This is a genomic window from Streptomyces sp. R33 (assembly GCF_041200175.1).
GTDB classification, from domain to species: domain Bacteria; phylum Actinomycetota; class Actinomycetes; order Streptomycetales; family Streptomycetaceae; genus Streptomyces; species Streptomyces katrae_B.
The window spans coordinates 3,834,584-3,855,417 of sequence record NZ_CP165727.1; the positions used below are offsets into that span (position 1 = coordinate 3,834,584).

Here is a 20,834-nt window from a genome sequence, read left to right on the forward strand (position 1 = left end):
GGTTGGGACTACCAGCGGTAGTGCGCGAAGGCCTTGTTGGACTCGGCCATCTTGTGCGTGTCCTCGCGCTTCTTGACGGCCGCACCGAGGCCGTTCGAGGCGTCGAGAAGCTCGTTCATCAGGCGCTCGGTCATGGTCTTCTCGCGGCGGGCGCGGGAGTAACCCACGAGCCAGCGGAGAGCCAGGGTCGACTGACGACCCGGCTTGACCTCGACGGGAACCTGGTAGGTCGCGCCACCGACACGGCGGGACTTGACCTCGAGGGACGGCTTGACGTTCTCCAGCGCGCGCTTCAGCGTGATGACCGGGTCGTTGCCGGTCTTCTCGCGGAGGCCTTCCATGGCGCCGTAGACGATGCGCTCGGCGGTGGAGCGCTTGCCGTTCAGGAGGATCTTGTTGATGAGCGAGGTCACCAGAGGAGATGCGTAGACCGGGTCGATGATGACCGGGCGCTTCGGGGCGGGGCCCTTACGAGGCATTCTTACTTCTCCTTCTTGGCGCCGTAGCGGCTGCGGGCCTGCTTGCGGTTCTTGACAGCCTGGGTGTCAAGCGCACCGCGGATGATCTTGTAACGAACACCCGGCAGGTCCTTCACACGGCCACCACGCACGAGCACGATCGAGTGCTCCTGCAGGTTGTGTCCCTCACCCGGAATGTAAGCGGTGACCTCGATGCCGGAGGTCAGACGCACACGCGCGACCTTACGGAGCGCCGAGTTCGGCTTCTTCGGGGTGGTCGTGAACACACGCGTGCAGACGCCACGGCGCTGGGGCGAAGCCTCAAGCGCGGGCGTCTTCGTCTTCTCGACCTTGTCCTGCCGGCCCTTACGGACCAGCTGCTGGATCGTAGGCACTACTTCTCCGGTTTCTGTGTGCCGTGTAGTGAAGCTAACCTGGAACTTTGCCGACCCACGCGGTCGGGTGTGTCGGATCCGGCGGAGCTCCGCGCAAGCACGGAAACGCATGGATCGCGGTGGCTGTTCCGGCTCTCATGCGGTTGATGGACACGCACAGGAGCCCAGGCACACCCCAGGCACAAGGTCTGAGCGTACCTACCGCATCCCATCCGGTCAAAACAAAGGCCCGCGCGCGACGAGCGGGACATCGCCGCCGGTCATGTGCCACTTGGGCGAGGCCCTCGTGTGGCCGCTCCGACTCGCGCATGTGGTAAAGGCGTGCTAAGCGGTGCCGGACGGCGCGGCCTTCCCCCGCGAACTAAACTGCCCCGGCATTCAGCGATGCAGCGAATTCAGCGATTCACCCCAAACGCCACGACCAACCACCAGGGAGCGGGACATTGCGGACGGTCACCACGGAGCCGACGGCCGCCGACAGCCCGGTCCACCCGTCGCCCCGCCGCCGGTCCCCGCGATCCGCCCGTCCGTACGGGCCCCTGCTGGCGTTCCTGGTCACCTCGGCCGCGTTCTGCGCGGCCTGGGTGGCCCGCGGCACGTTCCCGTTCGGCAACACCGGCCGGGCCCTCAACGACCAGGCAAACCAGTACGTGCCCTTCCACCGGGCGCTGTGGGACCTGGTCCACGGGCAGGCCGCCGGTGACGTGCTCTTCACCTGGCGCGGCGGCTTCGGCCAGCAGTTCCTGTCCGACTACTACACGTACCTCGGCAACCCGTTCTCCTGGCTGGCCGTCCTGGTCCCGCGCGCCCACGTCGACCTCGCCGTCTTCGCGGTCACCCCGGTCACGATGGGCGCGGCCGCCGCCGTCATGACCGTCTACCTCGGCAAGCTGCACCCCGGCCCGTGGTGGCAGCGCGGGGTCCTCGGCGCCTGCTACGGCCTGTGCGGCTGGGCCCTCAGCGACGCCTCGTACATCCCCATGTGGCTGTGGGGTCTGGTCGCCCTCCCCCTCCTCGGCATCGCCGTCGAGTGGTGCCTGGAGGAGCGCCGCTGGCCGGGGGTGGCGCTGTTCGTCGCGCTCGCCTGGTTCGGCAACTTCTACACCGCGATGATGGCGACGATGGCCGCCTGCGTCCTGCTGGGCGTCCGCCTGATCACCCGGGACATGACCGGCCGGCAGCGGCTGCTCGCCCTGTGGCGGGCCTCGAGCGCCGCCGCGACGGGCATCCTGCTCACCCTCCCGCTGCTGCTGCCGTCGTTCCTGTCCAGCGGCTCCGCGCAGCCCACCCAGGCCGGGGCCTTCGAGCCGGTGCGGATCGAGGTCTTCCTCGCCGGGATGCTCCCGGCCACGCACCTGTGGGGCGGCCGGCCACGGCTGTACGTGGCCTCGCTGGGCCTGATCCTCGCCGGATCGTTCCTCTTCAACGCCGCCATCGCGAAGAAGACCCGCCTGGTGTGGGCCGCGGCGACGCTGCTCGTCGCCGCCTCCTTCCAGTTCCCGCCGACGCAGTACCTGTGGCACGGGCTGGCGGTGCCGAACGGCAATCCGTACCGCGAGGCCTTCGTCTTCAGCGGCATGGTCGTGATCCTCGCCTGGCTGGCGCTGGCCCACCGCCCGCGCCCGCTCCACCTGGCGCTGACGGCCGCCCTGCTGGTCGCGGCCACCTTCGTCCTGCGCCACACCGACGACTTCGGCGGCTGGACCTGGCACGCGGTGCTGGTCGGCGGAGGCGTCTCGCTCCTGGCCCTGGTCCTCCTCTCCCTGGGCACGAGGCACCGGGTACTGATCCCCGTGGCCGCCGTCCTCATGGTCGGCGTGGTCTTCGCGGAGTCCACGGTGGCGGCCGCCGGCGCGGACGCCCGCCGGGCCCGCGAGCGCTGGGCGAAGCCGGTCGCCACCTCGAACCGCTCGATCGGCGCACACTTCGACGCCGTCCGGCAGGTGGACGGCTGGCCCGCGTACCGGACGGATTCCGGCGCGCCGCAGACCTCGTACAACGACGCCCTCGCCCTGCGGGCCGAGGGCCCGCAGTACTACAGCAGCTACCTGCCGGAGGCCACGTACCGGGCCCTGGAGCCCCTCGGGTACGGCTTCAAGAACGACGGCCGGACCTTCTTCGGCGCCGACAACCCGGTGCTCGACGCGATCTTCGCGATCGGCGCCCGGGTCCGCCCGGGCACGGCGCCGAACAGCTGGACGGCCGACCGCTTCCCGGCCCCTCCCCTGGTGACGGTCCGCAGCGCCGCCCACACCTCCCCCAACCCGGCCGACAGCGTCTACGCCCGCCAGGAGAACGTCCTGGGCGCGACGGTGTACCAGGTCCCCCAGGTCACCCGCGGCGGCAAGGCCACCGAGCAGACCTACACGGCCCGGTGCACCCCGGGCTCCGAGGCGTACTGGTTCTCCCCGGAGCTCTACGGAACCCTCGACTTCGCCGGCGCGTCCCGCCCCCTGGAGGACCGGATGACCGGGGTGATCAAGCTGGGCAAGGTTCCCGCGGACGGCACGGTCGCGGTGGCCGTGAACACCCGCACGAAGGACGCGACGGCGGGCGAGCACCCCCTCGGCTGCCTCGACCGCCCCGCCCTGGACACCGCGATCGGCTCCCTCACCTCCACCGGCGCCACGAAGGTCACGGCGGGCGGCCACACCATCGAGGCCACCCTCCTCGAGGGCGCCACGGGCACGGCGGTCTTCGCGATGACCGACGTCCCGGGCTGGCAGTGCACGGCCCCGGTGAAGAGCTTCCACGGCCTGGTCTCCATGGACATCCCCGCAGGCACGGACAAGGTCTCCTGCACGTTCACCCCGAAGGGCCTCACCCCGGGCCTGGCCGCCGCCACCCTGGCCCTCCTGGCCCTCACGTCGACCACGGTCGCCGCCCTCCGCCGCCGGCGCCGCGCCTGACGGCATCCCGGGGAGCCCGGGAAACCCCCGGGCTCCCCGGACACGACGAAGCCCCCCGCCGCTCCTCTCGGAGCAGCGGGGGGCTTCGTCTTACGAGCTGCTAGCCGTTGTACGGGCCGTAGTCGTAGTCCTCCAGCGGGACGGCCTGGCCGGAGCCGGTGCCGAAGGGCGAGTAGTCGATGTCGTCGTAGCCGACGGCCGAGTACATCGCGGCCTTCGCCTCCTCGGTGGGCTCGACCCGGATGTTGCGGTAGCGGGCGAGGCCCGTACCGGCCGGGATGAGCTTACCGATGATGACGTTCTCCTTGAGGCCGATGAGGCTGTCGGACTTGGCGTTGATCGCCGCATCCGTCAGGACTCGGGTCGTCTCCTGGAAGGAGGCGGCCGACAGCCAGGATTCCGTCGCCAGCGAGGCCTTGGTGATACCCATCAGCTGCGGACGGCCGGAGGCGGGGTGACCGCCCTCGGTGACCACACGACGGTTCTCGGTCTCGAAGCGCGAGCGCTCGACGAGCTCGCCCGGCAGGAGCTCCGCATCGCCGGACTCGATGATCGTCACGCGGCGGAGCATCTGCCGGATGATGATCTCGATGTGCTTGTCGTGGATCGACACGCCCTGCGAGTTGTAGACCTTCTGGACTTCGCCGACCAGGTGGACCTGGACCGCACGCTGGCCGAGGATGCGCAGCACGTCGTGCGGGTTGGTGGCACCCGCGGTGAGCTTCTGGCCCACCTCGACGTGGTCACCCTCGTGCACGATGACCTTGGCGCGCTTCGAGATCGGGAAGGCCGTCTCGTCGCTGCCGTCGTCCGGCGTGATGACGATCTTCTTCGTCTTCTCGGTCTCCTCGATCCGCACGCGGCCGGCGGCCTCGGAGATCGGGGCGACACCCTTCGGGGTACGGGCCTCGAAGAGCTCGACGACACGCGGCAGACCCTGCGTGATGTCGTCACCGGCCACACCACCGGTGTGGAAGGTACGCATCGTCAGCTGGGTACCGGGCTCACCGATGGACTGGGCGGCGATGATGCCGACCGCCTCACCGATGTCGACCAGCTTGCCGGTGGCGAGCGAGCGTCCGTAGCAGAAGGCACAGGTGCCGACCGCGGACTCACAGGTCAGGACCGAGCGGGTCTTGACCTCCTCGACGCCGTTGGCGACCAGGGCGTCGATGAGCACGTCACCGAGGTCGACGTTGGCCGGCGCGATGACCTTGCCGTCGATGACGACGTCCTCGGCCAGCATGCGGGCGTAGATCGAGGTCTCGACGTCGTCGGCCTTGCGCAGCACGCCGTCCTCGCCGCGAACGGCGATCTTCAGCTTCAGGCCGCGCTCGGTGCCGCAGTCCTCCTCGCGGATGATCACGTCCTGCGAGACGTCCACCAGACGACGGGTCAGGTAACCCGAGTCGGCGGTACGCAGGGCGGTGTCCGCCAGACCCTTACGGGCACCGTGCGTGGAGATGAAGTACTCCAGAACGGTGAGGCCCTCACGGAAGGACGCCTTGATCGGACGCGGGATGGTCTCGTTCTTCGCGTTCGACACCAGACCACGCATACCGGCGATCTGTCGCATCTGCATCATGTTTCCTCGGGCACCCGAGTCAACCATCATGAAGATGGGGTTCGTCTTGGGGAAGTTCGCGTTCATCGCCTCGGCAACCTCGTTGGTCGCCTTGGTCCAGATCGCGATGAGCTCCTGCGTGCGCTCGTCCTTGGTGATCAGACCGCGCTCGTACTGCTTCTGGACCTTCTCGTCCATCGCCTCGTAGCCCGCGACGATGGCCTTCTTGGCCTCGGGCACGACGACGTCGGAGATGGCCACGGTGACGCCCGAACGGGTCGCCCAGTGGAAGCCGGCCGCCTTCAGGTTGTCGAGCGTCGCCGCCACGATGACCTTGGGGTAGCGCTCCGCCAGGTCGTTGACGATCTCGGAGAGCTGCTTCTTGCCCACCGAGTAGTCGACGAACGGGTAGTCCTCGGGCAGCAGCTCGTTGAAGAGCGCGCGGCCCAGGGAGGTGCGCAGGCGGAAGCTGTCGCCCGGCTGGAACTCCTGCTCGCCCTCTTCGGCGACCGGCGGCACCCAGCCACGCGGCGGGATGGTGCCCACCGGGAAGCGGATGTCGACGGACGACTGCAGCGCGAGCTCGCCGGCGTCGAACGCCATGATCGCCTCGGCCGTCGAGCCGAACGCGCGGCCCTCGCCCTTGGTGTCACGGAGCTCACCGTCGGTGGTCAGGAAGAACAGACCGAGGACCATGTCCTGGGTCGGCATCGTGACCGGACGGCCGTCGGCCGGCTTCAGGATGTTGTTCGAGGACAGCATCAGGATGCGGGCCTCGGCCTGCGCCTCCGCGGAGAGCGGCAGGTGCACGGCCATCTGGTCACCGTCGAAGTCCGCGTTGAACGCGGTGCAGACGAGCGGGTGGATCTGGATGGCCTTGCCTTCGACCAGCTGGGGCTCGAAGGCCTGGATGCCGAGGCGGTGCAGCGTGGGCGCACGGTTCAGGAGAACCGGGTGCTCGGCGATGACCTCTTCGAGCACGTCGTACACGACCGTGCGGCCGCGCTCGACCATGCGCTTCGCCGACTTGATGTTCTGCGCGTGGTTCAGGTCGACCAGGCGCTTCATCACGAACGGCTTGAAGAGCTCCAGCGCCATGGCCTTGGGCAGACCACACTGGTGCAGCTTCAGCTGCGGACCGACGACGATCACGGAACGCGCGGAGTAGTCCACGCGCTTGCCGAGGAGGTTCTGACGGAATCGACCCTGCTTGCCCTTGAGCATGTCGCTCAGGGACTTCAGCGGACGGTTGCCGGGGCCCGTGACCGGGCGACCACGACGGCCGTTGTCGAACAGGGCGTCGACGGCCTCCTGGAGCATGCGCTTCTCGTTGTTCACGATGATCTCGGGCGCACCGAGGTCGAGAAGGCGCTTCAGACGGTTGTTGCGGTTGATCACGCGGCGGTACAGGTCGTTCAGGTCGGAGGTCGCGAAGCGGCCACCGTCCAGCTGCACCATCGGACGCAGGTCCGGCGGGATCACCGGCACGCAGTCCAGAACCATGCCCTTGGGCTTGTTGCTGGTCTGCAGGAACGCGGAGACGACCTTGAGGCGCTTGAGCGCACGGGTCTTCTTCTGGCCCTTGCCGGTACGGATGATCTCGCGGAGGCGCTCGGCCTCCTCCTCGAGGTCGAAGGACTCCAGGCGCTTCTGCAGCGCGGCGGCGCCCATGCAACCGTCGAAGTACGTGCCGAAGCGGTCACGCAGCTCGCGGTAGAGCAGCTCGTCGCCCTCGAGGTCCTGGACCTTGAGGTTCTTGAAGCGGGCCCACACCTCGTCGAGGCGGTCGATCTCGCGCTGGGCGCGGTCACGGAGCTGCTTCATCTCGCGCTCGGCACCTTCGCGCACCTTGCGGCGTACGTCGGCCTTCGCGCCCTCGGCCTCGAGCTCGGCCAGGTCGGTCTCGAGCTTCTTGGCACGGCCTTCGAGGTCCGCGTCACGGCGGTTCTCGATCTGCTGGCGCTCGACGGAGACGTGCGCCTCCAGCGACGGGAGGTCGCGGGTGCGGCGCTCGTCGTCGACGAACGTGATCATGTACGCGGCGAAGTAGATGACCTTCTCGAGGTCCTTCGGCGCGAGGTCCAGCAGGTAGCCGAGGCGCGACGGGACGCCCTTGAAGTACCAGATGTGGGTGACGGGAGCGGCAAGCTCGATGTGGCCCATCCGCTCACGACGCACCTTGGCGCGCGTGACCTCGACGCCACAGCGCTCACAGATGATGCCCTTGAAGCGGACACGCTTGTACTTGCCGCAGTAGCACTCCCAGTCCCGGGTGGGACCGAAGATCTTCTCGCAGAAGAGTCCGTCCTTCTCGGGCTTGAGGGTGCGGTAGTTGATGGTCTCCGGCTTCTTGACCTCGCCGTGAGACCAGGTTCGGATGTCGTCCGCGGTGGCAAGGCCGATCCGCAGCTCGTCGAAGAAGTTGACGTCGAGCACTGTGCGTCAATCCCTCTTTCGGGGTCGAGTCTCAATCATGGTCTGAACGGTCCCGGGGATGACGGGGGGCTCTTGAGCGAGCCCCCCGTCAGGCCCGTCAGACCTCTTCGACGCTGCTCGGCTCACGCCGGGACAGGTCGATACCGAGCTCCTCCGCCGCGCGGAAGACGTCCTCGTCGGTGTCGCGCATCTCGATGGACATGCCGTCCGAGGACAGCACCTCCACGTTGAGGCAGAGCGACTGCATTTCCTTGATGAGCACCTTGAAGGACTCGGGAATGCCCGGCTCGGGGATGTTCTCGCCCTTGACGATGGCCTCGTAGACCTTCACGCGGCCGGTGACGTCGTCGGACTTGATGGTCAGCAGCTCCTGGAGGGCGTAAGCGGCGCCATAAGCCTCGAGCGCCCACACCTCCATCTCACCGAAGCGCTGGCCACCGAACTGCGCCTTACCACCCAGCGGCTGCTGCGTGATCATCGAGTACGGACCGGTCGACCGAGCGTGGAGCTTGTCGTCGACCAGGTGGTGGAGCTTGAGGATGTACATGTACCCGATCGAGATCGGGTCCGGGAACGGCTCGCCGGAGCGGCCGTCGAACAGGCGCGCCTTGCCGGACGGGAGGACCAGGCGGTCACCGTCGCGGTTCGGGATGGTGTGCTCGAACAGGCCGGCGAGCTCGTCCTCGCGGGCGCCGTCGAACACGGGGGTGGCGACGTTGGTACCGGGCTCGACGCGGTCGGCCCCGATGACCTTCAGACGCTCGGCCCACTCCTCGCCGAGCCCGGAGACGTCCCAGCCGCGGCTGGCGAGCCAGCCGAGGTGGATCTCCAGGACCTGTCCCGGGTTCATTCGGGACGGGACACCCAGCGGGTTCAGGATGATGTCGACCGGCGTGCCGTCCTCGAGGAAGGGCATGTCCTCGATCGGAAGGATCTTGGAGATGACACCCTTGTTGCCGTGGCGGCCGGCGAGCTTGTCACCGTCGGTGATCTTGCGCTTCTGGGCGACGTAGACGCGGACCAGCTGGTTCACGCCCGGGGGAAGCTCGTCGCCCTCCTCGCGGTCGAAGACGCGGACACCGATGACCTTGCCGATCTCACCGTGAGGCACCTTGAGCGAGGTGTCACGCACCTCGCGGGCCTTCTCACCGAAGATCGCGCGGAGCAGGCGCTCCTCCGGGGTCAGCTCGGTCTCACCCTTGGGCGTGACCTTGCCGACCAGGATGTCGCCGGCGACGACGTCCGCACCGATGCGGATGATGCCGCGCTCGTCGAGGTCGGCGAGGACCTCCTCGGAGACGTTCGGGATGTCCCGGGTGATCTCCTCGGGGCCCAGCTTGGTGTCACGGGCGTCGACCTCGTGCTCCTCGATGTGGATCGAGGAGAGGACGTCGTCCTGCACGAGGCGCTGCGACAGGATGATCGCGTCCTCGTAGTTGTGGCCTTCCCACGGCATGAACGCGACGAGCAGGTTCTTGCCGAGGGCCATTTCGCCCTCTTCGGTGGCCGGGCCGTCGGCGAGGACCTGGGCCTCGACGATCCGGTCACCCTCGTTGACGATGACCTTCTGGTTGACCGAGGTGCCCTGGTTCGAGCGGGAGAACTTGGCGACGCGGTACGTGGTGTACGTGCCGTCGTCGTTGGCGACGGTGATGTAGTCGGCCGAGACCTCCTGGACGACACCGTCCTTCTCCGCCTTGATCGAGTCACCGGCGTCGACCGCACAGCGGTACTCCATGCCGGTGCCGACGAGCGGCGCCTCCGCCTTGATGAGCGGAACGGCCTGGCGCATCATGTTCGCGCCCATGAGGGCGCGGTTGGCGTCGTCGTGCTCGAGGAAGGGGATCATCGCGGTCGCGACGGACACCATCTGGCGCGGCGAGACGTCCATGTAGTCGACGTCGCCGCCGGCGATGTAGTCGATCTCGCCACCACGACGGCGGACCAGGACGCGGTTCTCGGTGAAGCGCATCTCATCGTTCAGGGCGGCGTTCGCCTGGGCGATGACGAAGCGGTCTTCCTCGTCGGCCGTGAGGTAGTCGACCTCGTCGGTGACGACGCCGTCGATGACCTTGCGGTACGGGGTCTCGATGAAGCCGAACGGGTTGATCCGGCCGTAGGAGGCCAGCGAGCCGATCAGACCGATGTTCGGGCCTTCGGGCGTCTCGATCGGGCACATGCGGCCGTAGTGCGACGGGTGCACGTCACGGACCTCGAAGCCGGCCCGCTCACGGGACAGACCACCCGGACCGAGGGCGTTGAGACGACGCTTGTGCGTCAGGCCCGACAGCGGGTTGTTCTGGTCCATGAACTGCGACAGCTGGCTGGTGCCGAAGAACTCCTTGATGGAGGCGACGACCGGCCGGATGTTGATCAGGGTCTGCGGCGTGATCGCCTCGACGTCCTGGGTCGTCATGCGCTCGCGGACGACGCGCTCCATACGAGCCAGACCCGTGCGGACCTGGTTCTGGATGAGCTCGCCCACGTTGCGGATACGACGGTTGCCGAAGTGGTCGATGTCGTCGGTCTCGACGACGATCTCCCGGCCCGACTCGCCGACCGTCTCGGTCTCGCCCGCGTGCAGCTTGACCAGGTACTTGATGGTCGCGATGACGTCGTCGGTGGTCAGCACACCGGCGTCGAGCGGCTCGTCGGCGCCGAGCTTCTTGTTCACCTTGTAGCGGCCGACCTTGGCGAGGTCGTAGCGCTTCGGGTTGAAGTAGAGGTTCTCGAGCAGCGTCTGAGCGGCCTCGCGGGTCGGCGGTTCGCCCGGACGCAGCTTGCGGTAGATGTCGAGCAGCGCGTCGTCCTGGCCCTGGGTGTGGTCCTTCTCCAGGGTGGCGCGCATGGACTCGTACTCGCCGAACTCCTCGAGGATCTGCTCGGTGGTCCAGCCGAGAGCCTTGAGGAGGACGGTGACGGACTGCTTGCGCTTGCGGTCGATGCGGACACCGACCATGTCGCGCTTGTCGATCTCCATCTCCAGCCAGGCACCCCGGGACGGGATGATCTTGGCGGAGAAGATGTCCTTGTCGGACGTCTTGTCGATGGAGGAGTCGAAGTAGACACCGGGGGAACGGACGAGCTGCGACACCACGACACGCTCGGTGCCGTTGATGACGAAGGTGCCCTTGTTGGTCATGAGCGGGAAGTCGCCCATGAAGACCGTCTGAGACTTGATCTCACCGGTCTCGTTGTTCGTGAACTCGGCCGTGACGAAGAGCGGCGCCGCGTACGTGAAGTCGCGCTCCTTGCACTCGTCGACGGAGTTCTTCGCCGGCTCGAACCGGTGGTCGCGGAACGTCAGCGACATCGAACCGGAGAAGTCCTCGATCGGCGAGATCTCCTCGAAGATCTCTTCCAGACCGGACTTGGTGGGAACGTCCTGTCCACTCTCGAGCGCCGACTCGACGCGAGACTTCCAGGCTGCATTGCCGAGCAGCCAGTCAAAGCTCTCGGTTTGCAGCGCCAGGAGGTTCGGAACCTCGAGGGGCTCCTTGATCTTTGCAAAGGAGATGCGCAGCGGGGCGGTGCTGGCACCGGTGTTCGTATTGGTCGAGGCGTTGCGCGAGGCGGCCAAGAGGGGGTCCTTCCGAGGGCTCGGACTCACTACGCGCGTACCGGTCCCAGCTGACACAGAAGACGGCCCGCCTGATCTGGCCGATAAGGCCTGGTCAGGGCGTATCTATCAAGTGTGCTCGAGCGTGGGCATGCCCCTGGCGACGGGCAGGGGGCAGCTAACAGGCAGCGCAAAGGGTCAGTGTAGCCACTTGGCTCACTGATGTCCAGACCAGGTTTCCGGAAACCGGCAACAGGCCTTCCCCATGTCGTTTAAAACCAACCCTGCAACCCTGCAACCCTGCGTCCAACATTGCGGCTCGTACCTACAGAGCGCGTATCAGTACTGCCCTCTTCGTAGCCGATCCATGCCTCGGATCCCGGATCCATGTCCCGGATCCCGGATCGGGCGGACCGATCCCGCAACGGGTCTGAGAATTGCGCGCCGCGTGCCGTTCGTCAAGGCCCCCTGCTCCGTGCGGATCATCTCCTGACCCGACCGCGGGGCAACGATGATCACCCTACTCCCCAACGAGACCAGGGCAAGTCAGGCACTGCGGATACGCCAAAGGGCGACCACCCTTACGGGTGATCGCCCTTGGTTGGGGCCTCAGGAGGCCCCAGAGGTGTTACTTGACCTCGACGGCCGCACCGGCAGCCTTGAGGGACTCGGCAGCCTTCTCGGCGGCCTCCTTGTTGACCTTCTCGAGAACCGGCTTCGGGGTGCCGTCGACGAGGTCCTTGGCCTCCTTCAGACCCAGGGAGGTCAGCTCACGCACGACCTTGATGACCTGGATCTTCTTGTCGCCCGCACCGGTGAGGATGACGTCGAACTCGTCCTTCTCCTCCTCGGCCTCGGGGGCGGCGGCGCCACCGACCGGACCGGCAACGGCGACGGCCGCGGCGGCGGTGACGTCGAACTTCTCCTCGAAGGCCTTCACGAACTCGGAGAGCTCGATGAGGGTCATCTCCTCGAACTGGGCGAGGAGGTCGTCCTGAGAGAGCTTCGCCATGATGGGCGATCCTTCCACTAAATCGGCAGGTGCCGGATGTATATAGAGGCGGGCGTAACGGCCCGCTACGACCCACGCACTAGGCGGCGTGGATCAGTGCGCGAGCCGAATTACTCGGCACCGCCCTGCTCGGCGAGCTTGACGCGAAGCGCTTCCGCGGTGCGGACGAACTTCGACGGCAGCGCCTGGAAGAGCGAGGCAGCCTGAGACTGCTTGCCCTTGAACGCGCCGGCCAGCTTGCTGAGCAGAACCTCGCGGGACTCGAGGTCCGCAAGCTTCTTGATCTCATCGGCGGTGAGCGCCTTACCATCAAGGACACCCGCCTTGATGATGAGGTTCGGGTTGTCCTTGGCGAAGTCACGCAGGCTCTTCGCCGACTCCACCGGGTCACCGGTGATGAAGGCGACCGCGGTCGGACCAGCGAAGTGCTCGTCCAGCGCGGTGATCCCGGCCTGGTTGGCCGCAATCTTGGTCAGCGTGTTCTTCACCACGGCGTACTGGGCGTTCTCACCGAGGGAGCGACGCAGCGTCTTGAGCTGCGCGACGGTGAGACCCCGGTACTCGGTCAGCACGGCGGCGTTCGAGCTCTGGAACGCGTCCTTGAGCTCGGCTACCGATGCAGCCTTGTTGGGCGTCGGCATGGTGCGTTCGCCTCCTTCCGGGTGATGAGGACCGCTCAGAAGGGGCTGAAATAAGAAACGCCCCGGCGCAGGCGCCAGGGCGTGGCTCAACCGGAACGAATTCCGGGAACCTTCCACAGTCACCTACGCGGGTCGTCCGCATTCAGCGGATCCTTCGGCCACCGAACCCTTGCGGGCACGGCAACGACCAGCGGTCTTTGGCTTCTGGGGAAGACTACGTGACCCGGCACCGGTCAGGCAAATCGGTCAGCGACCGGGGGCTTCCGAGGCCGGCCCGAGGCCCCCGGGAAGCAAGAAAACGGGCCCCTCGCCGCCCTGTGAGGGGGCGAGGGGCCCGTTTCAGCCACTCAGGTGAGCCGGAGGCTCAGCGTGGGGCTCAGACAGCGGCCGGGTCTTCCTCGACGAGGAGGTTCCGGGTGCGGTTCGAGTCCAGCTGGATGCCGGGGCCCATCGTGGTGCTCAGGGCGGCCTTCTTGACGTAGCGGCCCTTGGCGGCGGACGGCTTCAGACGAAGGATCTCGTCCAGGGCCGCGCCGTAGTTCTCGACCAGCTGCTCATCGGTGAAGGAGACCTTGCCGATGATGAAGTGCAGGTTCGAGTGCTTGTCGACACGGAACTCGATCTTGCCACCCTTGATCTCGGTGACAGCCTTGGCGACGTCCATGGTGACGGTGCCGGTCTTCGGGTTCGGCATCAGACCACGCGGACCGAGCACGCGGCCGAGGCGGCCGACCTTGCCCATGAGGTCCGGGGTGGCGACAACCGCGTCGAACTCGTTCAGGCGGTTGCCCTTGGCGATCTCGTTGATCAGCTCGTCGTCGCCGACGATGTCGGCGCCGGCGGCTTCCGCGGCCGCAGCACGGTCACCGGTCGCGAAGACCAGGACCCGGGCGGTCTTACCGGTGCCGTGCGGGAGGTTCACGGTGCCACGGACCATCTGGTCGGCCTTGCGCGGGTCGACACCCAGGCGGAAGGCGACCTCGACGGTGGCGTCGAACTTGGTCGTGGAGGTCTCCTTGGCGAGACGGACGGCCTCGAGCGGGGCGTACAGCTTCTCCCGGTCGACCTTGGCGTCCGCAGCGCGGAGAGTCTTGCTGCGCTTCACTTCTGCTCCTGTATTTCGGCTTCAGGCATGGAGTCGTGGTGCGGACCAGCGCTTGGTCCTACCACTGGTGGTGCTGGGGTGGCTGGATCAGCCTTCGACCGTGACGCCCATCGAACGCGCGGTGCCGGCGATGATCTTCATCGCGGCGTCGACGTCGTTGGCGTTGAGGTCGGGCATCTTCAGCTCGGCGATCTCGCGGACCTGGGCGCCGGTGAGCTTGGCGACCTTGGTCTTGTGGGGCTCGCCGGAGCCCTTCTCGATGCCCGCGGCCTTGAGGATCAGGCGCGCGGCCGGCGGAGTCTTGGTGATGAAGGTGAAGGTGCGGTCCTCGTAGACCGTGATCTCCACCGGCACGACCATGCCACGCTGCGACTCGGTCGCGGCGTTGTAGGCCTTGCAGAACTCCATGATGTTGACGCCGTGCTGACCGAGCGCGGGGCCGACCGGCGGAGCCGGGTTGGCCGCACCGGCCTTGATCTGGAGCTTGATAAGCCCCGTGACCTTCTTCTTCTTGGGAGGCATTGCTCTCTCCGGGTCCTAGTGAGAGTTTTTCGCCGCCGATCCGGTCATCCGGATGGAGGCATACCGCACCACGATAACGGGTATCGGAGCGGGGCTAAAAACCGAGCAGGTCAGACCGCCCTTCGAGGGGCGATCTGACCTGTCCGGAAGCTTGCTTCAGAAGATCGGTTAGTTCTTCTGGATCTGGTCGAAGCTGAGCTCGACCGGAGTCTCGCGACCGAAGATCTCGACGAGGCCCTTGACCTTCTTCGAGTCGGGGTTGATCTCGTTGATGGTCGCCTGCAGCGTCGCGAACGGGCCGTCGGTGACGGTGACCGAGTCGCCGACCTCGAAGTCCAGGACCTCGATGGTGCGCTTGACGGCGGGCGCGGGCAGGCCGGCCTCTTCCGCGGCGGCCTTGGCGGCCTTCTCCTGCGCCTCCGGGGCGAGCATCTTGACGATCTCGTCCAGGGTCAGCGGGTACGGGTCGTACGCGTTGCCGACGAAGCCGGTGACGCCAGGCGTGTTGCGGACGACGCCCCAGGACTCGTTCGTCAGATCCATGCGGACGAGAACGTAGCCGGGCAGCTTGTTCTGCCGGACGTTCTTGCGCTCGCCGTTCTTGATCTGGACGATCTCTTCCTCGGGCACCTCGGCCTGGTAGATGAACTCCTCGACGTTCAGCGAGACGGCGCGCTGCTCCAGGTTGGCCTTCACGCGCTTCTCGTAGCCCGCGTAGGTGTGGATCACGTACCACTCGCCGGGCAGGAGGCGCAGTTCCTCGCGCAGGGCCTGGATGGGGTCGACGGGCTCGGCGGCCTCGGCCTCGGCCTCGTCTGCAGCCTCGACCTCGTCGGAGGCGGCCTCGGTCTCCCCGGCGGCCTCGTCGGCGGCCTCTTCGACCTCGGCGTCGTCCTCGGACTCGGCGTCGACCTCGTCCTCGATGTGCAGCGCGGCCTCTTCGGCGGCGACACCGGCCTCGGCGTCGGCGAGCTCGACCTCGTCCGGGTCCACAGCGTCTGCCGCCTCGACGATGTCGAGCGCGTCCTCGACGGACTCGTGGCTCGCGTTCAGGTTCGGGTCAGACACGGTGGCTGCTTCTTCCTGGATACAAAAGGTGGTCGAACATGCGAAAACGGGCGGCACCCATCAAGGCGCCGCCCTCCGCGGGGATCAGCCGAAGACGAACTTGATGGCTTCCTGGAACCCATAGTCAATCACGGTCACCAGACCGATCATGATGACGACGAAGACAATCACCACGGTGGTGTACGTCGTGAGCTGATTGCGCGTCGGCCAGACGACCTTGCGGAGCTCCGCGACGATCTGGCGGTAGAACAGTGCAAGCCGGCCCAGAGGACCCTTCTTCCCGCGCTTGCCGCCCTTCCGGGCCTTCTTCTCGCGGGTGTCGTCCTCGGCGTCAGGCATGTCGATGGAGCCCAGGGCGTCCGTCACGTCTCTCACCTGAATCCGGGTCGTGGCCGTAGCCGCGCCCGGTTGCGCCGCACGGCGTTGCATCGAAGTACGTACCTGCGCACACGTCCGAGAAGGAGTGTGGAGCAGGGCCGGAGGGACTCGAACCCCCAACCGCTGGTTTTGGAGACCAGTGCTCTACCAATTGAGCTACGACCCTTTGCGTCCCCCAACCTACCGCATCCAGACGGGTGCACGGAGTGCTCGCGTTCTGGAGTGACCGGCGGGGTCCAACGACAGGTGAGTGTACGTGGTCCGGGCCCTGACGTCGAACAGAGCACATTTCAGGCTGCTCCGTCCGATGACTGAAACGGTGTGCGGCGCCTCTGGGGCGTCTGGGACGATTGGCCGCATGACCTCTGCAACGCCTTCCTCCGAGCGCCGGGTGTCCGCCCGTATCGGCGCCATTTCCGAGTCCGCCACCCTCGCCGTGGACGCCAAGGCCAAGGCCCTCAAGGCCGCCGGGCGCCCGGTCATCGGCTTCGGTGCGGGCGAGCCCGACTTCCCGACCCCGGACTACATCGTCGAGGCGGCGGTCGAGGCCTGCCGCAACCCGAAGTACCACCGCTACACGCCGGCCGGCGGCCTGCCCGAGCTGAAGGCCGCGATCGCCGCGAAGACGCTGCGCGACTCCGGCTACGAGGTCGACGCGTCGCAGGTCCTGGTGACCAACGGCGGCAAGCAGGCGATCTACGAGGCCTTCGCCGCCATCCTGGACCCGGGCGACGAGGTCATCGTCCCGGCTCCGTACTGGACCACGTACCCCGAGTCGATCCGCCTCGCCGGCGGTGTCCCGGTCGAGGTCGTCGCCGACGAGACCACCGGCTACCGCGTCTCCGTCGAGCAGCTCGAGGCCGCCCGCACCGAGCGCACCAAGGTCGTCCTGTTCGTCTCCCCGTCGAACCCGACCGGTTCGGTCTACAGCGAGGCCGACGCGAAGGCGATCGGCGAGTGGGCCGCCGAGCACGGCCTGTGGGTGCTGACGGACGAGATCTACGAGCACCTGGTCTACGGCGACGCGAAGTTCACCTCGCTGCCGGTCCTGGTGCCGGCCCTGCGCGACAAGTGCATCATCGTCAACGGCGTCGCCAAGACCTACGCGATGACCGGCTGGCGCGTGGGCTGGGTCATCGCCCCGCAGGACGTCATCAAGGCGGCGACGAACCTGCAGTCGCACGCCACCTCCAACGTCTCCAACGTGGCCCAGGTCGCCGCGCTGGCCGCCGTCTCGGGCAACCTGGACGCGGTCGCCGAGATGCGCAAGGCCTTCGACCGCCGCCGCCAGACGATGGTCAAGATGCTGAACGAGATCGACGGCGTCTTCTGCCCGACCCCGGAGGGCGCGTTCTACGCGTACCCGTCGGTCAAGGAGCTCCTCGGCAAGGAGATCCGCGGCAAGCGCCCGCAGACCTCGGTCGAGCTGGCCGCCCTGATCCTGGACGAGGCCGAGGTCGCGGTCGTCCCGGGCGAGGCCTTCGGCACCCCGGGCTACCTGCGCCTGTCCTACGCCCTGGGCGACGCGGACCTGGTCGAGGGCGTGTCCCGCATCCAGAAGCTCCTGGCGGAGGCCAAGGCCTGACGCGGCCCCCAGCGCGCATTCGAGCGGCGCCGACCCCATCGGGTCGGCGCCGCTCGCCGTTTCCGGCTGCGCCGCCGTCTTCAGCCTCGCCGGCGTTTGAGGCGCGGGGGTCCGGGGGCAGGGCCCCGGCAGCGGAGCCGCGCCCGCTCTCGCGTTCGGGCAAGCCCCCAAAAGGTAAAACCCCCTCCCGCCGAGCGCAGCGGTACGGCAGGATCACCAGATGGAGCACGTACGCGATCTCACGCTTCTGCCGAAAGCCCACCTCCACCTGCACTTCACGGGGTCGATGCGCCCATCGACCCTCCTGGAGCTCGCCGACAAGTACGGCGTCCGCCTCCCCGAGGCCCTCACCGCCGGCGAGCCGCCCAAGCTCCGCGCCACCGACGAGCGCGGCTGGTTCCGCTTCCAGCGCCTCTACGACGCCGCCCGCTCCTGCCTGCGCGAGCCCGAGGACATCCGGCGCCTCGTCCGCGAAGCCGCCGAGGAGGACGTACGGGACGGCAGCGGCTGGCTGGAGATCCAGGTGGACCCGACCTCCTACGCCCCCCTGCTCGGCGGCATGATCCCGGCCGTCGAGATCATCCTGGACGCCGTCGACACGGCATCTCGCGAGACCGGGCTCGGCATGCGGGTCCTCATCGCCGCCAACCGCATGAAGCACCCCCTCGACGCCCGTACCCTCGCCCGCCTCGCCGTCCGCTACGCCGACCGCGGCATCGTCGGATTCGGGCTCTCCAACGACGAGCGCCGCGGCATGGCCCGCGACTTCGACCGGGCCTTCGCCATCGCCCGCGAGGGCGGCCTGCTCGCGGCCCCGCACGGCGGCGAGCTCACCGGACCCGCCTCGGTCCGGGACTGCCTGGACGATCTGCACGCCTCCCGCATCGGCCACGGCGTGCGGGCCGCCGAGGACCCCCGGCTGCTCAAGCGGCTCGCCGACCGGCAGATCACCTGCGAGGTCTGCCCGGCGTCGAACGTCGCCCTCGGGGTCTACGAGCGGCCCGAGGACATCCCGTTGCGCACCCTGTTCGAGGCCGGCGTGCCGATGGCGCTGGGCGCGGACGACCCGCTGCTGTTCGGATCCCGGCTCGCGGCGCAGTACGAGATCGCCCGCCGCCACCACGCCTTCACGGACGCGGAGCTCGCCGAGCTGGCCCGGCAGTCGGTGCGCGGTTCGGCGGCGCCGGAGGACGTACAGGACAAGCTGCTGGCCGGGATCGACCACTGGCTGGCCACCTGAGACTCACCGCGTGAGCCGCAGGTCGCCCTCCCAGCAGTCGGCCCGTACCCGGTCGCCGTCGGGGAAGCCGATCTCCAGCTGCGTGCGCCCGGTCTCCGGCGCCGCGAACTCGGCCACGGTGGCCACCTCGTGCCCGAGGTGCCGCAGGAAGGGGTGGTCGCCGAGGTCCTCGCCGACTTCGATCCGGCCCCACTCCCCCATGTCGTACGGCTCGTGGGGCGGCGCGGATTCGACGATGAGGCACCCGTCGGACCCGGTGCTGATCCTGGTGGACTCGCCCTCGCTGTCGATCAGCCAGACGTCGAGCGGCGCTTCGGAGCGCTCGCCCTCGTAGACGTGCCAGGACGCGACGATCCTGCTGATCGTGCGTCCCACCAGGCGGGTGGGGTCCGTACCGGCCCCGTGCCGTGGACAGAGCATGGCGGCCGGGACTCCTCAGATGCTGACGCCGACCGTCACCGGCTCGTTGACCAGGGTGACGCCGAAGGCCGCGTGGACGCCCGCGACGACCTCGCGGGCCAGGGTGAGGAGGTCCTCGGTGGTGGCCTCGCCGCGGTTGGTCAGCGCGAGGGTGTGCTTGGTGGAGATCCGGGCGGGGCCGGTGCCGTAGCCCTTGGTGAAGCCGGCCTTGTCGATCAGCCAGGCCGCGCTGGTCTTCGTACGGCCGTCGCCTGCGGGGTACGCGGGCGGGGTGGTCCCGGCGCCGAGCCGGTCCTGGACGCGGGCGAGGAAGGCGGCGTACGCCTCGTCGCTCAGGATCGGGTTGTGGAAGAAGGAGCCGGCGGACCAGGTGTCGTGGTCGGCGGGGTCGAGGACCATGCCCTTGCCGGCGCGCAGGCGCAGCACGGTCTCGCGGGCCTGCGCGGCCGGGACGCGGTCGCCGGCCTCGACGCCGAGGGCGCGGGCGGTCTCGGGGTACTTGATCGGCGCGGACAGGCCGCCCGCGTCCTCCAGGGCGAAGCGGACGCGCAGGACGACGTAGCGGTCGGGCTGGTCCTTGAAGGTGCTGTTGCGGTAGCGGAAGGCGCACTCGGCGGCGCTGAGGGTGACCGTCTCGCGGGTGGTGCGGTCGTAGGCGACGACCTCGGTGATGGTGTCGCAGACCTCCTGGCCGTACGCCCCGACGTTCTGGATCGGGGTGGCGCCGGCGGAGCCGGGGATTCCGGCGAGGCACTCGATGCCGGCCAGGCCCGCCTCGACGGTACGGGCGACGGCGTCGCTCCAGTTCTCGCCGGCAGCGAGCTCGAGCCGCGTCCCGTCCAGGTGGAAGCCGGTGGTCGCGATGCGCAGGGCGGTGCCCTCGAAGCCGCGGTCGCCGATGACCAGGTTGCTGCCGCCGCCGATGACGAGGAGCGGGGTGCCGCTCTCGTCCGCGGTGCGGACGGCGTCGACCACCTCGGCGTCGGTGGTCGCGGTGACCAGACGGGTGGCGGGGCCACCGAGGCGGAAGGTGGTCAGGGGGGCGAGGGGGGCGTCGTGGAGTTCCTGCACGTGGACAAGAGTACGGTCCGTACCCCTCGCATCCCTGCGGGGCCACGGACCGTACGTCACGAGCGGGCTTCCTGTCCGCCGCCTTCGGCCAGCCGGCGCTCGGCCTCGGCCCAGGTGACCGGGAGCGCGGCGGCCGGAGCGGTCCAGAAGGTGAAGGCCGACTCCCGCATGAACGCGGCGGCGGCGCGGGAGCTGGAGCGGTGCGGCTCGCTGCGGGCGAAGCGGTAGAGCGCGTCGCGGTCCTCCCAGGCGGAGAGGGTCAGGAAGGTCCGGCTGAGGATCCGGGCCCGCAGGGCGACGCCGTGGGCGCCGGGGGCGGAGCGGATCTGGCGGATGATGCCGGGCGACTTGAGGAAGAACCGGAAGGCGCCGGTGAGGGTCTCGGTCTCGAAGCGGGAGGCCATGACGTAGACCTCGGCTCCGGGAGCGGGCGGGGTGGGCGTGGACCAGGGGATGTCGGGCATGACGTGC

Annotated in this window: 16 protein-coding genes and 1 tRNA gene; 3 read left to right on the forward strand and 14 right to left on the reverse strand. The window is 68.3% G+C overall.

What is annotated here, in order from left to right:
* Positions 1 to 8: 8 nt before the first annotated feature.
* Both rpsG and rpsL read right to left on the reverse strand, forming a co-directional pair.
* Complete coding sequence (gene rpsG / locus AB5J51_RS17410) at positions 9 to 479, reverse strand: 30S ribosomal protein S7 (RefSeq protein ID WP_007265894.1); 471 nt, start codon at positions 477 to 479, stop codon at positions 9 to 11.
* A 2-nt stretch (positions 480 to 481) separates the two neighbouring features.
* Positions 482 to 853, reverse strand: coding sequence for a 30S ribosomal protein S12 (gene rpsL / locus AB5J51_RS17415; protein WP_007265893.1), 372 nt, complete (start codon positions 851 to 853; stop codon positions 482 to 484).
* 443 nt (positions 854 to 1,296) lie between these two features.
* On the opposite strand from rpsL, the gene AB5J51_RS17420 reads away from it, so the two are divergent.
* The gene (locus AB5J51_RS17420; protein WP_369778030.1) at positions 1,297 to 3,762 is read left to right on the forward strand and encodes a YfhO family protein; all 2,466 of its coding nucleotides are present in this window, start codon (positions 1,297 to 1,299) and stop codon (positions 3,760 to 3,762) included.
* Positions 3,763 to 3,862: 100 nt separating this feature from the next.
* On the opposite strand, the gene AB5J51_RS17425 is transcribed toward AB5J51_RS17420, so the two are convergent.
* The 9 genes from AB5J51_RS17425 to AB5J51_RS17465 form a co-directional block, all read right to left on the reverse strand.
* Complete coding sequence (locus tag AB5J51_RS17425) at positions 3,863 to 7,762, reverse strand: DNA-directed RNA polymerase subunit beta' (RefSeq protein WP_030298179.1); 3,900 nt, start codon at positions 7,760 to 7,762, stop codon at positions 3,863 to 3,865.
* A 97-nt stretch (positions 7,763 to 7,859) separates the two neighbouring features.
* Entirely contained in the window at positions 7,860 to 11,342 is a 3,483-nt protein-coding gene (gene rpoB / locus AB5J51_RS17430; protein ID WP_030298176.1) for a DNA-directed RNA polymerase subunit beta, read from the reverse strand.
* Positions 11,343 to 11,949: 607 nt separating this feature from the next.
* Entirely contained in the window at positions 11,950 to 12,333 is a 384-nt protein-coding gene (gene rplL, locus AB5J51_RS17435; protein WP_369778031.1) for a 50S ribosomal protein L7/L12, read from the reverse strand.
* 110 nt (positions 12,334 to 12,443) lie between these two features.
* Positions 12,444 to 12,974 (reverse strand): 50S ribosomal protein L10, encoded by a 531-nt coding sequence (gene rplJ, locus AB5J51_RS17440; protein ID WP_030008449.1) that lies wholly within the window; start codon positions 12,972 to 12,974, stop codon positions 12,444 to 12,446.
* A 376-nt stretch (positions 12,975 to 13,350) separates the two neighbouring features.
* Positions 13,351 to 14,079, reverse strand: a complete 729-nt coding sequence (gene rplA, locus AB5J51_RS17445) for a 50S ribosomal protein L1 (protein WP_030154662.1) — start codon at positions 14,077 to 14,079, stop codon at positions 13,351 to 13,353.
* A gap of 87 nt (positions 14,080 to 14,166) precedes the next feature.
* Complete coding sequence (gene rplK / locus AB5J51_RS17450; RefSeq protein WP_030154660.1) at positions 14,167 to 14,601, reverse strand: 50S ribosomal protein L11; 435 nt, start codon at positions 14,599 to 14,601, stop codon at positions 14,167 to 14,169.
* 168 nt (positions 14,602 to 14,769) lie between these two features.
* Positions 14,770 to 15,669, reverse strand: coding sequence for a transcription termination/antitermination protein NusG (gene nusG, locus AB5J51_RS17455; protein ID WP_369778032.1), 900 nt, complete (start codon positions 15,667 to 15,669; stop codon positions 14,770 to 14,772).
* A gap of 84 nt (positions 15,670 to 15,753) precedes the next feature.
* Positions 15,754 to 16,035 carry a preprotein translocase subunit SecE gene (secE, locus tag AB5J51_RS17460; RefSeq protein WP_030298162.1) on the reverse strand — a complete coding sequence of 94 codons (282 nt, stop codon included), beginning with the start codon at positions 16,033 to 16,035 and terminating at the stop codon, positions 15,754 to 15,756.
* 105 nt (positions 16,036 to 16,140) lie between these two features.
* A tRNA-Trp gene (locus tag AB5J51_RS17465) sits at positions 16,141 to 16,213 on the reverse strand.
* Positions 16,214 to 16,405: 192 nt separating this feature from the next.
* Between AB5J51_RS17465 and AB5J51_RS17470 the strand changes: the two genes are divergently transcribed.
* Both AB5J51_RS17470 and AB5J51_RS17475 read left to right on the forward strand, forming a co-directional pair.
* Positions 16,406 to 17,632 carry a pyridoxal phosphate-dependent aminotransferase gene (locus AB5J51_RS17470; RefSeq protein ID WP_053788692.1) on the forward strand — a complete coding sequence of 409 codons (1,227 nt, stop codon included), beginning with the start codon at positions 16,406 to 16,408 and terminating at the stop codon, positions 17,630 to 17,632.
* A 220-nt stretch (positions 17,633 to 17,852) separates the two neighbouring features.
* Positions 17,853 to 18,872 (forward strand): adenosine deaminase, encoded by a 1,020-nt coding sequence (locus tag AB5J51_RS17475; protein WP_053788693.1) that lies wholly within the window; start codon positions 17,853 to 17,855, stop codon positions 18,870 to 18,872.
* 3 nt (positions 18,873 to 18,875) lie between these two features.
* Here the strand turns inward: AB5J51_RS17475 and AB5J51_RS17480 are convergent, their stop codons facing one another.
* From AB5J51_RS17480 to AB5J51_RS17490, 3 genes are read right to left on the reverse strand one after another with little or no spacing between them, the layout of a single operon-like run.
* Complete coding sequence (locus AB5J51_RS17480) at positions 18,876 to 19,292, reverse strand: hypothetical protein (protein WP_053788694.1); 417 nt, start codon at positions 19,290 to 19,292, stop codon at positions 18,876 to 18,878.
* A 15-nt stretch (positions 19,293 to 19,307) separates the two neighbouring features.
* Positions 19,308 to 20,423 carry a UDP-N-acetylmuramate dehydrogenase gene (locus AB5J51_RS17485; protein WP_133897176.1) on the reverse strand — a complete coding sequence of 372 codons (1,116 nt, stop codon included), beginning with the start codon at positions 20,421 to 20,423 and terminating at the stop codon, positions 19,308 to 19,310.
* Positions 20,420 to 20,827 (reverse strand): DUF3291 domain-containing protein, encoded by a 408-nt coding sequence (locus AB5J51_RS17490; protein ID WP_053788696.1) that lies wholly within the window; start codon positions 20,825 to 20,827, stop codon positions 20,420 to 20,422. Before AB5J51_RS17490 ends, AB5J51_RS17485 begins: the two co-directional genes overlap by 4 nt.
* Between the last annotated feature and the right edge of the window lie 7 nt (positions 20,828 to 20,834).